The organism is Bradyrhizobium genosp. L (assembly GCF_015624485.1).
Taxonomy (GTDB): domain Bacteria; phylum Pseudomonadota; class Alphaproteobacteria; order Rhizobiales; family Xanthobacteraceae; genus Bradyrhizobium.
On record NZ_CP061378.1, the window covers coordinates 6,039,149 to 6,051,542 of the forward strand.

The window sequence follows — 12,394 nt, forward strand, 5'->3', positions numbered from 1 at the left end:
TCACGCTTTCGCCTTTTTCGCCACGATCTGTTGCAACGCCCAGCGGGCGTTTTTTCGTACGTCGGGATCGGCATCGTCGGCGATGACGGCCAGGAACGCTTCGCCGTCGGGATGCGCGATCTCGCCGAGCGCCGCGGCGGCCTCCTTGCGCAGGTTTGCCTGCTCATGGTTGACGCAGCTTCCGATCGGACGCACCGCGCGCTCGATCTTCATCTTGCCGAGGCTGCGGATCGCCTTGAGCCGCACCTGCCAGAACGAGTCCGCAAGCGACGCCATCAGCTGATCAGCGGCCAGCGCACCGTTGACGTTGAGTCCCAGCGTCTCGGCCGCCATCTCGCGCACCATCCAGTCCTCATCTTTGAGTGCGCGCGTCACCGTTTCCGCCGCCGGCTTCATCTGCGAGAATGCCAGCGCGCTCACCGAGGCACGCCGCGCATGCGCATCGGGGTCGTGGATCAGCGCCGTCAACGCCGGGATCGATTCCTCGAGCTTGAGGAATCCGATCACGCCGATCGCCTGCACGCGCACCGCAGCGTCCTGATCCTGCAACGCCTCCAGCGCCGGCTTCAGCGTGTCCTTGCGGCGCAGCTCCTTCAACGCACGTAGCGCGCCCATGCGGACGAAGGCGTGGCCATGCTTGACCAGCGGCAGGATGACGTCGGCGCAGGCCGGATCCTTGAACTCGGCCATGCTGTCGGCCGCAGCCGACGCCACGATGCTTTCAGGATCGACCAGCAATCGCGCCAACGCGCTGGCAGCCTCCGGCCCGTCGAACTCCCCGAGCGCCATCGCAACCTGCTGGCGCACGCCAGCGTCGGGATCGGACACCATGTTGGCGAGATGGCCGACCGCGGCCGGATCGCCGGAATGGCCGAGCGCAATGATGGCGACACGGCGCTCCGCCGGGTCCGCGGCCTGCAACCGCTCATCGGCGTCTTCGAGATCGTCGTAGGATTCGAACGGGCTCGACATGCTCACCTCAACAGATAGGGAATGTTGACGGTCACGGCGCCGGTCGGGCAATCCGCCTCGCAGGGCATGCAGTACCAGCATTCGTCGTAAGCCATGTAGGCCTTGCCGGTCATGTCGCTGATGCGCAGGACGTCGAGCGGGCAAACGTCGACGCACACCGTGCAGCCTTTGTCCGCGATGCATTTGGCGTCGTCGACCACCACCGGGACCGATGTCTGGTAGGAAGCGAGAGGCATCGTCAATCTCCTGTTGATCTTCGGTGAAAGCGTTTTCGAGCGAAGTGGATACCGGTTCGCGTGAAGAAAACGCGTCAGAAACAGACCGTTCACGCGCTGACGCGGATGCGCTGCTTGTCGTAGAGATCCTTCTCGTCGTCGGCGATCGGCACGACATAGGGCTCCACGGCACGCTTCTCGCTCGTCATCCTGCCGTCCTGCTTGGACAGCAGCGTATGGCAGAACCAGTTCTCGTTGTCCTTCTCCGGGAAATCCGTGCGCCAATGGTAAAGGCCCCAACGGCTCTCTTCGCGGAACAGCGAGGCATGCGCCGCCATGTCGGCGCAGTCCATGATCGACTGCACCTCGAGTGCGCGAAGCAACTCGTGCGCATTGCGGGCGATCATGTGCTGCTGCATGTCCTCGCGGACTTCGGCGAGCCTGTTCATGCCGAGCTCGTATTTGCGGGTCACCTTCGGCGGCTGCAGATAATCGTTCACCAGGCGCCGCGTCTTGTATTCGATCTGGTTCGGGGGAATGCCGTCCTCGCGCGTTGTCGGGGCCAGCACCCGCTCCCGCTCCAGCGCGACGTCGGCAGCGTCGAAATCAGCAAAATCGTGGCTCTCGGCGAATTCCATCGCATCGGTGCCGGCAACCGAGCCGTTGGTGAAAGCGCCCAGCATGTAATTATGCGGCACGCTCGCCATGTCACCCGCTGCGTAAAGGCCTGGCACCGTGGTCCGCGCGTTATCGTCGACGAACACGCCGGAGGCGCTGTGGCCGGAGCAGAGACCGATCTCGGAGATATGCATCTCGATCGATTCCGAGCGGTAATCGACCCCTCGCCCCTGCTGGAACAGGCCGCGCGTCGGCCGCTCGACCTTGTGCAGGGTCTGTTCGATCTCCTCGATGGTCTTTTCATGGAGGTGCTTGAGCTGGAGGAAGACTGGGCCCTTGCCCGAGAGCAGCTCATTGTAGAACTCGAGCATCATCTGGCCCGACCAGTAGTCGCATTCGATGAAGCGCGAGCCCTCATTGTTGGCGGTGAAGGCGCCGAACGGGCCGGCGACATAGGCACAGGCCGGGCCGTTATAGTCCTTGATCAGCGGATTGATCTGGTAGCATTCGAGGTTCGCGAGTGCAGCTCCGGCGTGATAGGCCATCGCATAGCCGTCGCCGGAATTCGCGGCGTTCTCGTAGGTGCCGAACATGTAACCCGAGGTCGGAAGCCCGAGCCGGCCGGCGGCGCCCATGCACAGGATGACGGCCTTGGCCTTGATCACCAGGATCTCGGCGGTCCGCGTGTTGACGCTGATCGCGCCGGCCACCCTGCCATCGGCGGACTTCAGCAGCCGCGTCGCCATATAGCGGTTCGAGATCAGGATGCGGGCGCGGCGAAGCTGGCGGTACAGCGCCTTCTTCACGGTCTCGCCGTTCGGCATCGGCAGCACATAGGTGCCGATATGGTGGACCTTCTTGACGGCGAAGTCGCCGTTCTCGTTCTTCAGGAAGCGAATGCCGAAGCTGTCGAGCTCCTCGATGATCTTGTAGCAGTTCTGGGCATATTTGTAGACCGCCTTCTGATCGACGATGCCGTCGTTGGCGATCGTGATCTCCTTGGTGTACTGCTCGGGCGTTGCGTAGCCGGGAATGACGGCGTTGTTGAGCCCGTCCATGCCCATCGAGATCGCACCGGAGCGCTTGACGTTGGCCTTCTCGAGCAGCACGACGTCAGCCTTCGGGTTCTTCAGTTTCGCCTTGAGTGCGGCCATCGGGCCGGCGGTGCCGCCGCCGATCACCAGCACGTCGCAGGAAACCTCCGAAAGTCCGTCGACGATCTGATCTAGTGCCATTGCCTGCTCCTGGTTCGCCGGCGCGACCGGCGCCATTGCATGAGATTTGCCGAGGTGGTCCCGCCGCGATAGCAATTAGTTGTCAGCGGCGGACAATTGCCGGCCCTATCGCTCGACGAACGCTTTCTCGATTACGAAGTGACCGGGCTGGCTGTGATTGCCCTCGGCAAAGCCGCGCGCCGTGAACATCGTATGGAGTTCTTCGAGCATCGCCGGGCTGCCGCAGAGCATGATCCGATCGGTATCGCGGTCGAGAGCGGGCTGCCCGATGTCCTCGAAGAGCTGATCGGAAGCGATCAGGTCGGTGATGCGGCCGCGGTTCCTGAACGGCTCGCGGGTGACGGTCGGATAATAGACCAGCCTGTCCCTGATCAAGTCGCCGAGGAATTCGTGGTCACGCAGGCTCTCGACGAGTTGCTCGCCATAGGCCAGTTCCGAGATTTGGCGGCAGCCGTGGGCCAGCACGATGGTCTCGTAGCTCTCGTAGACGTCGGGGTCCTTGATCAGGCTCGCGAAGGGTGCGAGCCCCGTTCCGGTCGACAGCAGCAGCAGCCGTTTGCCCGGCAGGAGATTACCGGTGATCAGCGTGCCGGTCGCCTTGCGGCCGACCAGGATGATGTCGCCTTCCCTGATCTTCTGAAGCCGCGAGGTCAAAGGACCATCAGGCACCTTGATGCTGAAGAACTCCAGTGCTTCCTCGTGATTTGCGCTCGCCAGGCTGTAGGCACGCACCAGCGGGCGGCCATCGACTTCAAGCCCGATCATCGCGAACTGGCCGTTCTGGAAGCGAAAGCCGGGATCGCGTGTCGCGGTGAAGCTGAACAGGGATTCGGTCCAGTGCTTGACCGAGAGGACCGTTTCCTTCTGAAAAGCGCTCATCGTTCGTCTCTCCTTGCATGCGCGATGCAAGGCAAAGTCCGGAATGACGCGAATCCCGCAACCGCGATCTGTCGTCTTCGGTCGATTAGTTTCACATTTTGCGGGCGATGATTTGCAAGCAGGCAATCCGCTGCGACAAGCCCGTGGCTTTGCATCGAATCCGGCAATTAGTTGCTGGCCAGCCCATCCGTCGCGGTGTCAGGAAGGACGGTGGAGAATAGCCATGACCGTGACTGCATTGGTGGCGCCGACCGTGACCGATTACGAAGCCAGCGTCGATCTCGCGACACTCGTCGTCCGCACCGCGCATGACGAACAGGTCGAGCTCGCCGCCGAGCAGCTTCGCCTCGCCTGCAAATGCGCCCACTGCACGCGGGCCCGCTTCGATGGACGGTTTCCCGAACGGTTTCCGGGAATCGCGATCACCGGGATCGACGATCTCGGCTACGGGCTGAACATCGCCTTCTCGGACGGGCACAATCGCGGAATCTATCCAAAAAATTATCTACTGAGACTGGCAGGACACTAGCCGATCTTCCGTTCTATCCGGGACCCCGACCGGCAAGCCTCCGTTCTATAAATACCCCGCTTTTCAGTGATGGATTTCCGCCCCCGCGCGCTTGGCGCGGTCCCGACATCACGCAGGCGTCGGCGCCTGGCCGTCCCGACTTGCCAACCCGCTCTGGCACGGACATTGCTCCTGTTTAGAACGGTTTGAACAATCCGGAGGCGGCTCGATGTTACTGCAGGCGGCCAATGCGGTTCGCGCGACCGTTCCCGCTACAATCCGGCCTGCCGGCAGCTCCTCGCTGCTGCTCACCGAGAACCGGCGATGGATCGGCGGCCCACCACCGCTGATGGACAAGCTCACGCCGCGCGAGCGCGAGCTGGTGCTGAAGCAAGGCCGCCGCAAGGTCCTCAATCGCGGACAGACCCTGTTCAACCAGGGCGGCAAGCACGACGGCATCTGGCTGATCGAAAGCGGCCGGATCCGTGTCTTCTACATCTCGCCCCAGGGGCGCGAGATCACGCTCGCCTACTGGCACGTCGGCAATTTCGTCGGTGGACCCGAAGTGTTCGAAGGCACCGTCCATCAATGGTCGGGCATTGCATCGAGCAATTGCAGCGTCGTGCACCTGCCTGGAAAAGAGCTGCGTTCGCTGGCCGCGGAGCTGCCAAATCTCGCCATCGGCCTGATCGAAGGCCTGACGTTCAAGGGCAAATGTTACTCGGCGCTGGCGCAGATGCTGGGGACGCGCTCCGTCACCCAGCGTCTGGCCCATCTGCTGCTGCATCTCGTCGAACTCTACGGTGTGGAGGACGCAGACGGCACGGTGATCGCGGCGGCGTTCACCCATGCCGACATCGCCCACATGGTCGGCGCCACCCGGCAGTGGGTGACGATCAGCCTCAAGCGCATGCAGGAAAAAGGCATCGTCCTGACCAAACGCTCCCAGATCGTGGTTTGTCGGCCCGAGGTCCTGGAGGAGATGCGGGGGCAAGCGTCCGATTGACGCCGATGCACATGCAATTGGCTTTAGGCGGCAAAACTGCACAAGGAGTAAGCAACCGGCATTTCCCGGCAACTAATCGACAGCGCCGATGAATCCGGATTTGCCCTGCCCGCGCCCTCACCCAATCATGGCAACCACAGCACATCCAACCGAAAGAGGATGAGAATGGTCCGCCACCTTCCCACGCTCTCGCTCGCGATGTCGGTGACGTCGCTGGCGCTTCTGTTCGCGCAGCCGGCCGCGGCGGAAACGGTGACGATCGGCATCGGCACGCAGGATACGACCAGCAACACCGTCACCGCCGGCGTCGTCATCCGGCAGCTCCATTTGCTGGAAAAATACCTGCCGACCGGCGGCAAATACGCCAACATCAAGTTCGAGCTGGATTGGCAGAACTTCACGTCCGGTCCGCCCGTCACCAATGCGATGATGGCGAACAAGCTGCAGATCGGCATGATGGGCGACTATCCGCTGATCGTGAACGGCTTCACGTTCGAAAACAATCCCGAGAGCAAGAGCCGCTTGATCGCGGTTGCCGCCTACAGCCTCTCCGGCTCGGGCAACGGCATCGTCGTCCACAAGGACTCGCCGTACTACGATCTCGCCGATCTCAAGGGCAAGCTCGTCAGCGTGCCCTTCGGCTCCGCGGCGCACGGCATGGTGCTGAAGGCGATGCAGGACCGCGGCTATGGATCGGATTATTTCCAGCTCGTGAGCCAGAGCCCCGAGGTCGGCTCGACCAATCTGCAGGAGAAGAAGATCGACGCGCATGCCGACTTCGTACCCTTTGCCGAGTTGCTGCCGTTCCGCGGCTTCGCGCGCAAGATCTTCGACGGCGTCGAGACCAATCTGCCGACCTTTCACGGCGTCGTGGTGCGCACCGACTTCGCGGACAAGTACCCCGAGGTCGTCGTCGCCTACATGAAGGCCATCATCGCCGCCAACCAGTGGCTGCGCGATGATCCCAAGCTCGCCGCAGAGAAAATCCAGGAGTGGACCGGCATCAACAAGGAGGTGGTCTACATCTTCCTCGGACCCGGCGGCAACATGACCACCGATCCCACCATCAAGCCCGCGCTGATCGACGCCGCCACCACCGACGTCGCGGTGTTGCAGAAGCTCGGGCGCATGAAGGAATTCGATCCGAAGAAATGGGTGGATGATTCGTACATCCGCAAGGCTTACGCCGAGATGAAGCTCGACTATGACGCGCAGCTCGCGAGCACCAGGAATTACGAGATCAAAGGCGAAGACAGCTTCTGCAAGAAGCCGATCGCCGATCCGCGCAAGGCCGGCCAAGTTTGGGTCGATGATGCCGGCATCCTGCCGTTTGCCAGCGCCTCCTGCACGCTCGGCGCCTACGCCGATTTCAAGGCCAAGGGCAGGAAGATCGACGTCGCCTATGTCTTCGACACCACGAGGGGCATCAAGCTGTTCGCCGACCAGGCATTCTATGCCGTCGGCGACGGCGAGGTGGCGCCGTTCTTGCTGAAGAAGGATGCGGAAGCCTATGCCGCGAAGATCAACGGCAAGGTTCTCGGCTTCGATGACGCTGTGAAATCCGCGGTCAACGGAGGCAAGACGTGAGCAGCAGTCCCGCCATCCTGCGGCCGCCGCAGGACGCCATGCCGGCACCAGCAGCCGTGAGCGAACCCGCACCCGCCGCGACACCCGTCCCGTCGCCGTCGTTCGGCACGCTCGCGGGGCGCTGGTATCGGCTCAATCAGGACCGGCTGCGCGCAATGGCGCTCGCCGCGATCTCGCTCGCCGCCTTCCTGATGCTGTGGCATCTGCTCACCACCTATCGCGTCGTGTTCTTCGTGCGCTTCACCAACGTGCCTTCGCCGCTCGCGGTCTATGCGAGCTTCAGCAGGGCGATCCACGATCCGAAGTTCCTGCTGCACCTGCTGCTGAGCTGCCGCCGCATCCTGTTCGGCTTCTCGCTCGCCGCAATCGTCGGCGTGCCGCTCGGACTGGTCATGGGACGCTTCAAGCTGATCCATGAGATCGTCTTCCCGGTCGCGGAAGTGCTGCGGCCGATCCCGGCGATCGCCTGGGTCCCGATGGCGATCATGCTGTGGCCGACCAACGAGCAGAGCATCGTCTTCATCACCTTCCTCGGCGCCTTCTTCCCGATCCTGGTCAACACGCTGCATGGCATGTCGCTGGTCGATCCGGTTCTGGTGCGCGCGGCGCAATGTCTTGGTGCCCGGGAGCGCTCGATCTTCCGCGAGGTGTATTTTCCCGCCTCGCTCCCGCACATCTTCACCGGCCTCACCGTCGGCATGGGCGTGGCATGGGTCTCGCTGATCGCCGCCGAGATGATTTCCGGACAATACGGCATCGGCTATTTCACCTGGGAAGCCTATTCGCTGGTGCAGTATCCCGACATCGCGCTCGGCATGATCGCGATCGGCGTGCTCGGACTGGCATCGAGCCTCGTGATCCGAAGCGCCGGCCGGCTGGTGATGCCATGGAGGCCGAAATGAACGAGGTTCGAAGCAGCCCGCCGAAGGGTCACATCGAGGTCAACAACTTCTCGCTCAGCTATGAGAGCATCGACGGCGCCGTGCAGGCCGTCACCGACACACACATCCACGTCAATCCGGGCGAGTTCGTCTCGATCGTCGGCCCCTCCGGATGTGGCAAGTCGACGCTGCTCAACGCGGTCGCAGGTTTCCTCAAGCCCACCACCGGGATCGTCACCGTCGATGGCGAGCCGGTGAACGGCCCGAGCGCCGAGCGCGGCATGGTGTTCCAGCAATATTCGCTGTTTCCATGGAAGACGGTGCGGGAGAACGTCGAGTTCGGCCTGAAGATGCGCGGCATGGCGCGCTCGCAACGCGAGCGGGCCGCGCGCACGCTGCTCGGCCTCGCCGGGCTCGAGGCGTTCGAGAAGCACTATCCGGAAAAGCTCTCCGGCGGCATGAAGCAGCGCGTCGGCATCGTGCGGGCGCTCGCCACCGGACCGAAAGTGCTGCTGCTCGACGAGCCGTTCGGCGCACTCGACGCCCAGACCCGCGTCATCATGCAGCAGATCCTCACCAACATGTGGCAACGGCTGAAGATCTCGGTGCTGTTCGTCACCCATGACATCGACGAGGCGATCTTCCTGTCCGATCGCGTCTACTGCATGACCGCACGCCCCGGCTCGATCAAGGCGGAAATCCCGATCCCGCTCGAGCGCCCGCGGCAGCAGGCGATGATGATGTCGTCGGAGTTCTTAGGGCTGCGTCGCGGATTGATGTCGCTGATCCGCGAGGAAAGCCTGAAGGCGATGGGCGGCGAGATCAACGACCTCGGCATGCAGGGACTGAACATCGAGCTGCACGGCCATTCGCTCGCCGAGGTGCTGTAGCGACCACGCTGCTCGGCCACGAACCCGATGCGCGCCAAAATGTCGAAAACAACCCCATGCAAAGGAGCCGTCAAGCTGCCGGCACGGGGAAATAGCAACTTGACACGTCGGGCAACTCAGCGGTATTTTTTGATTATTCCGAACTCGGTCGAATATCCCCGCTTTTGGCGCTGAAAGTCCGTCGGGTCTGGAAGCCGGCTACGGCGCCGCAAGATCGCGGACGGGGGCGACGGCACCGCGGTTCGTCTGTCAGCCGCCGGGGCCGTCCTTCATGATGTAGCCCATCAGGTCGCCCAAATTGTGCTCCAAATCCCGGATGATGTTCTTGACGACGTCTCCGATCGAGATCACGCCCACGACCTTGCCCGCGTCCAGCACCGGCAGATGGCGAAAGCCGCGCGCAGCCATCAAGGCCATGCAGCCGTCCAGCGGATCGTCCGGTTTGACCGTAACCGGCTTGCCCGTCATCACTTGAGCCACCGGCGTCTGCTTCGCATCGAGCCCGGGCAGCAGTACTTTGATGGCGCAATCACCCTGGGTCACGATACCGACCAGCACGTCGTCGTCGATGACCAGCACCGACCGGACCCGGTTGTCGCGCATCTGGCGCAAGGCTTCGACGACCATGTCGCCGGAACGGACATGGATCAGGGCGCCCTTCTTCTGGGCCAGAGCATTTTTGACTGTGCTCATCGACCTCCCCTCGTCGGCCCCGTCCTGCCGGCGTCATGGTCCGCGTTGAAGGTTAGTCGAAATATCTCGCCCTGTCAGCACCGCGCCGATGTCGCCGGCGAAGCCTGCCACCGATCCAGGCGGCGGGATTTTCACCGCTTCGATGCGTAACCCTGCAGCACCTTCATTACTTCCACTTCGAAGCCCCGGCAAAGGGACTGATTGCGGACGCAGAAGCCGCCGACTTGCTTCATCGCGCGCGGGAGCGGTGAGGCTTGAGACGGAACGAGCAACCGGCCCCAAGCAGACAAGCGCGATGGAATTGCACCTTCAGGCAGTTCGGCGCTTCAAGCTCGGTCGTTGGTGAAGACCGTGATCGTTCTGCCGCGAAAGCCCGGGAAAAATGCGAAGTGAAAATTCGGGACCATCTGATGGCCCGGATCGGGACGCACATTTGTCTTCAATGAAAATGGTAGCGGGAGAGGGACTTGAACCCCCGACCCCAGGATTATGATTCCCGTGCTCTAACCAGCTGAGCTACCCCGCCAGGGCGTCGCGATCGACGGCCGAGCGGCCGCGGGTGCGAACGGGCGGGATATAAAGAGTGGGGGCCGCGCCTGTCAAGCAAACCCGGCCCTCGCCACAACATATTGGAGACAGGCGTTATTTCGGTCTCACCGAGGGGTCGCCACCGGGGCTGCCGGGCGGCGGAATCACCGGGGTGTTGCCGCCTTCCGGGGTTGGCGCGCGGATCTCCGGATCGACGCTCGCGGGCGGGCACAGCACCCCGTCGGATTTGGCGAGCTTGTCGCCGAGCGGCTGGCTGCTGCCTTGACCGGTCGTGGTTCCGTCCGGCGCCGCCGCGCCCGGATGCGACGGCTCTCGCATCGGGGCGCAATTCGCGGTCCGTGCCGGCTGCGGCGGCGCAGTCTGGGCCGGCGGCGTTGCGGGCGCCGGCGGCGCCTGGGCTACGGCGATCGCGGGCAACGCCATCAAGGCGCAGGACAGCGCGAGGGTGCGGTTCAATCTCATGCCGGGAAAACCGCGACACCGCGCGGATGTTCCCCGTCAAATTGGTCGCAGCCTCACGTTTTGCGGAAACGGATCAGCGAGAAATGCCCCATCGGCGGCATCGGCCGCCGTTCCGCGAGGCTGACGCCGCCATGCCGCGCCGCCCAATCGGTCAGCCGGGCCCACGGAAATTCCGGCCGCCAGCCGAGCCGCCGCGCCAGCGGCGCGAAGGCGAGCTCGAAGGCCCGGCGCGGCCCGCTCTCGGCGCCGATGTGATTGACCAGGATCAACTCGCCGCCGGGCTTCAGCACGCGGATGAAATCGTCGAGCGTCGCCTCAGGATCCGGCACCGCGGTGATGACGTATTGCGCGACCACCGCGTCGAAGAACGCATCTGAAAATGCCAGGTTCTTGGCGTCCATCACCGCCAGCATCTCGACATTGCTCAAGCTGAGTGCGCGCACACGCTTGAGCGCCCGCCGCAGCATCGGCGCCGAGATATCGACGCCATAGAGTTTCGTGGTGCGCGCATAGTCCGACAGCGACAGGCCGGTGCCGACGCCGACATCGAGCACGCGCCCGCCGATCCGATCGGCCTCTGCGATCGTCGACTGCCGGCCCTGATCGAACACCTTGCCGAACACGAGATCGTAGACCGGCGCCCAGCGCCCATACGCCTTTTCGACCCCCTCGCGGTCGATGTCCCCAGCCATCCCTGCCCCGACGCCTTTTCTCTATTCTGCGAGCGTTGCCATTGCATCGCGTGGCACAGCGCGCGCAACACGGCTCGCGCTCGCGCTCTTGATGAAGCCGCCGCCCAGCACGCGCGCCTGCCCCGAGGCCGCGTCGTAGAACACGCAGGCCTGGCCGGGCGAGACGCCCTCCTCGCCGGCGACGAGCTCGACCTCGTAGCCGCCATCGGCGGCGCGCAGCCAGGCCGGCTGCGGCGCGCGCGTCGAGCGGACCCGGACATGGATCTCGATGCCGTCGCCGATCACGCGATCCAATGCGCCGTCGCCGATCCAGTTGACGTCGCGCAACGCGATGCGGTCCATGCGCAGCGCCTCGCGCGGCCCGACCACGACACGGCGCGTCGCCGCATCGAGCTTGACCACATAGAGCGGATGGCCGGACGCGATGCCGAGCCCCTTGCGCTGGCCGACTGTGAAATGAACGATGCCCTGGTGCCGGCCGATCACGTTGCCGTCGAGGTCGACGATCTCGCCCGGCGCGATCGCGTTCGGCTTCAGCCGTCCGATGATGTCGGTGTAGCGGCCGGTCGGCACGAAGCAGATGTCCTGGCTGTCCTGCTTGTCGGCGACCTCGAGGCCGAAGCGCCGCGCCAGCTCGCGGGCTTGCGGCTTGGTCATGTCGCCGAGCGGAAAGCGCAGGAAGTCGAGCTGCTCGCGCGTGGTCGCGAACAGGAAGTAGCTCTGGTCGCGATCGGCATCGGCGGCGCAGACCAGCGCGCGCGACCCGTCGGCCAGCCGGCGCGAGGCGACATAATGCCCGGTGGCGAGCGCCTGCGCGCCGAGCTCGCGTGCGGTCGACAGCAAATCGCGGAACTTGACCGAACGGTTGCACTCGATGCACGGCACCGGCGTCTCGCCGAGCGCGTAGCTGTCGGCGAAATTGTCGATCACGGATTCCTTGAAGCGGCTCTCATAGTCGAGCACGTAATGCGGGATGCCGATCCGCTCGGCGACATTGCGCGCATCATGGATGTCGCGGCCGGCGCAGCAGGCGCCCTTGCGATGGGTCGCCGCGCCGTGGTCGTAGAGCTGCAGCGTGATCCCGACCACGTCGTAGCCCTGCGACTTCAAAAGCGCAGCGGTCACCGAGGAGTCGACGCCGCCAGACATGGCGACCACGATCCGTGTGTCCTCAGGGCGGCCTTGGAGATCCAAATCGTTGAGCATC

General features: G+C 63.9%; 13 protein-coding genes and 1 tRNA gene. 5 read left to right on the plus strand and 9 right to left on the minus strand.

The genetic code is table 11. The annotated features are described in order from the left end of the window. The 4 genes from IC762_RS28695 to IC762_RS28710 all read right to left on the minus strand — a co-directional run bounded on the left by IC762_RS28695 (position 1) and on the right by IC762_RS28710 (position 3,919). The gene (locus IC762_RS28695) at positions 1–972 is read right to left on the minus strand and encodes a HEAT repeat domain-containing protein (RefSeq protein ID WP_195785524.1); all 972 of its coding nucleotides are present in this window, start codon (positions 970–972) and stop codon (positions 1–3) included. 2 nt (positions 973–974) lie between these two features. Next, the gene (locus IC762_RS28700; RefSeq protein ID WP_008141081.1) at positions 975–1,208 is read right to left on the minus strand and encodes a 4Fe-4S dicluster domain-containing protein; all 234 of its coding nucleotides are present in this window, start codon (positions 1,206–1,208) and stop codon (positions 975–977) included. Positions 1,209–1,297: 89 nt separating this feature from the next. Then, on the minus strand, positions 1,298–3,040 hold the full coding sequence (locus IC762_RS28705; RefSeq protein ID WP_195785525.1) for a fumarate reductase/succinate dehydrogenase flavoprotein subunit: 1,743 nt from the start codon (positions 3,038–3,040) through the stop codon (positions 1,298–1,300). 105 nt (positions 3,041–3,145) lie between these two features. Beyond that, complete coding sequence (locus IC762_RS28710) at positions 3,146–3,919, minus strand: ferredoxin--NADP reductase (RefSeq protein WP_195785526.1); 774 nt, start codon at positions 3,917–3,919, stop codon at positions 3,146–3,148. Between the two features lie 223 nt (positions 3,920–4,142). Here IC762_RS28710 and IC762_RS28715 point away from each other — a divergent pair, with 223 nt between their 5' ends. The 5 genes from IC762_RS28715 (at position 4,143) to IC762_RS28735 (ending at position 8,791) form a co-directional block, all read left to right on the plus strand. Continuing rightward, positions 4,143–4,448 carry a gamma-butyrobetaine hydroxylase-like domain-containing protein gene (locus IC762_RS28715; protein ID WP_195785527.1) on the plus strand — a complete coding sequence of 102 codons (306 nt, stop codon included), beginning with the start codon at positions 4,143–4,145 and terminating at the stop codon, positions 4,446–4,448. A 208-nt stretch (positions 4,449–4,656) separates the two neighbouring features. After that, positions 4,657–5,433, plus strand: coding sequence for a Crp/Fnr family transcriptional regulator (locus IC762_RS28720; RefSeq protein WP_195785528.1), 777 nt, complete (start codon positions 4,657–4,659; stop codon positions 5,431–5,433). Between the two features lie 165 nt (positions 5,434–5,598). Beyond that, positions 5,599–7,020, plus strand: coding sequence for an ABC transporter substrate-binding protein (locus tag IC762_RS28725; RefSeq protein ID WP_195785529.1), 1,422 nt, complete (start codon positions 5,599–5,601; stop codon positions 7,018–7,020). 38 nt (positions 7,021–7,058) lie between these two features. Next, the gene (locus tag IC762_RS28730) at positions 7,059–7,922 is read left to right on the plus strand and encodes an ABC transporter permease (protein WP_195790328.1); all 864 of its coding nucleotides are present in this window, start codon (positions 7,059–7,061) and stop codon (positions 7,920–7,922) included. Continuing rightward, entirely contained in the window at positions 7,919–8,791 is an 873-nt protein-coding gene (locus tag IC762_RS28735) for an ABC transporter ATP-binding protein (protein ID WP_195785530.1), read from the plus strand. The genes IC762_RS28730 and IC762_RS28735 overlap by 4 nt, the downstream gene beginning before the upstream one ends. Positions 8,792–9,040: 249 nt before the next feature. On the opposite strand, the gene IC762_RS28740 is transcribed toward IC762_RS28735, so the two are convergent. The 5 genes from IC762_RS28740 to mnmA form a co-directional block, all read right to left on the minus strand. Next, positions 9,041–9,484 carry a CBS domain-containing protein gene (locus IC762_RS28740; protein WP_195785531.1) on the minus strand — a complete coding sequence of 148 codons (444 nt, stop codon included), beginning with the start codon at positions 9,482–9,484 and terminating at the stop codon, positions 9,041–9,043. A gap of 449 nt (positions 9,485–9,933) precedes the next feature. Then, positions 9,934–10,010, minus strand: a tRNA-Met gene (locus IC762_RS28745). A 116-nt stretch (positions 10,011–10,126) separates the two neighbouring features. Beyond that, a complete protein-coding gene (locus IC762_RS28750; protein WP_195785532.1) occupies positions 10,127–10,495 on the minus strand; it encodes a hypothetical protein in 369 nt (122 codons plus the stop codon). 53 nt (positions 10,496–10,548) lie between these two features. After that, positions 10,549–11,187 carry a class I SAM-dependent methyltransferase gene (locus tag IC762_RS28755; RefSeq protein WP_195785533.1) on the minus strand — a complete coding sequence of 213 codons (639 nt, stop codon included), beginning with the start codon at positions 11,185–11,187 and terminating at the stop codon, positions 10,549–10,551. Positions 11,188–11,208: 21 nt separating this feature from the next. Beyond that, positions 11,209–12,393, minus strand: a complete 1,185-nt coding sequence (gene mnmA / locus IC762_RS28760) for a tRNA 2-thiouridine(34) synthase MnmA (protein ID WP_195785534.1) — start codon at positions 12,391–12,393, stop codon at positions 11,209–11,211. Position 12,394 lies beyond the last annotated feature (1 nt).

What these genes read in the sequence shown, in the direction of transcription:
- IC762_RS28695 (WP_195785524.1), bottom strand. Translation starts at nt 972, where the DNA reads ATGTCGAGCCCGTTCGAATCCTACGACGATCTCGAAGACGCCGATGAG.
- IC762_RS28700 (WP_008141081.1), bottom strand. Translation starts at nt 1,208, where the DNA reads ATGCCTCTCGCTTCCTACCAGACATCGGTCCCGGTGGTGGTCGACGAC.
- IC762_RS28705 (WP_195785525.1), bottom strand. Translation starts at nt 3,040, where the DNA reads ATGGCACTAGATCAGATCGTCGACGGACTTTCGGAGGTTTCCTGCGAC.
- IC762_RS28710 (WP_195785526.1), bottom strand. Translation starts at nt 3,919, where the DNA reads ATGAGCGCTTTTCAGAAGGAAACGGTCCTCTCGGTCAAGCACTGGACC.
- IC762_RS28715 (WP_195785527.1), top strand. Translation starts at nt 4,143, where the DNA reads ATGACCGTGACTGCATTGGTGGCGCCGACCGTGACCGATTACGAAGCC.
- IC762_RS28720 (WP_195785528.1), top strand. Translation starts at nt 4,657, where the DNA reads ATGTTACTGCAGGCGGCCAATGCGGTTCGCGCGACCGTTCCCGCTACA.
- IC762_RS28725 (WP_195785529.1), top strand. Translation starts at nt 5,599, where the DNA reads ATGGTCCGCCACCTTCCCACGCTCTCGCTCGCGATGTCGGTGACGTCG.
- IC762_RS28730 (WP_195790328.1), top strand. Translation starts at nt 7,059, where the DNA reads ATGCCGGCACCAGCAGCCGTGAGCGAACCCGCACCCGCCGCGACACCC.
- IC762_RS28735 (WP_195785530.1), top strand. Translation starts at nt 7,919, where the DNA reads ATGAACGAGGTTCGAAGCAGCCCGCCGAAGGGTCACATCGAGGTCAAC.
- IC762_RS28740 (WP_195785531.1), bottom strand. Translation starts at nt 9,484, where the DNA reads ATGAGCACAGTCAAAAATGCTCTGGCCCAGAAGAAGGGCGCCCTGATC.
- IC762_RS28750 (WP_195785532.1), bottom strand. Translation starts at nt 10,495, where the DNA reads ATGAGATTGAACCGCACCCTCGCGCTGTCCTGCGCCTTGATGGCGTTG.
- IC762_RS28755 (WP_195785533.1), bottom strand. Translation starts at nt 11,187, where the DNA reads ATGGCTGGGGACATCGACCGCGAGGGGGTCGAAAAGGCGTATGGGCGC.
- mnmA (WP_195785534.1), bottom strand. Translation starts at nt 12,393, where the DNA reads ATGCTCAACGATTTGGATCTCCAAGGCCGCCCTGAGGACACACGGATC.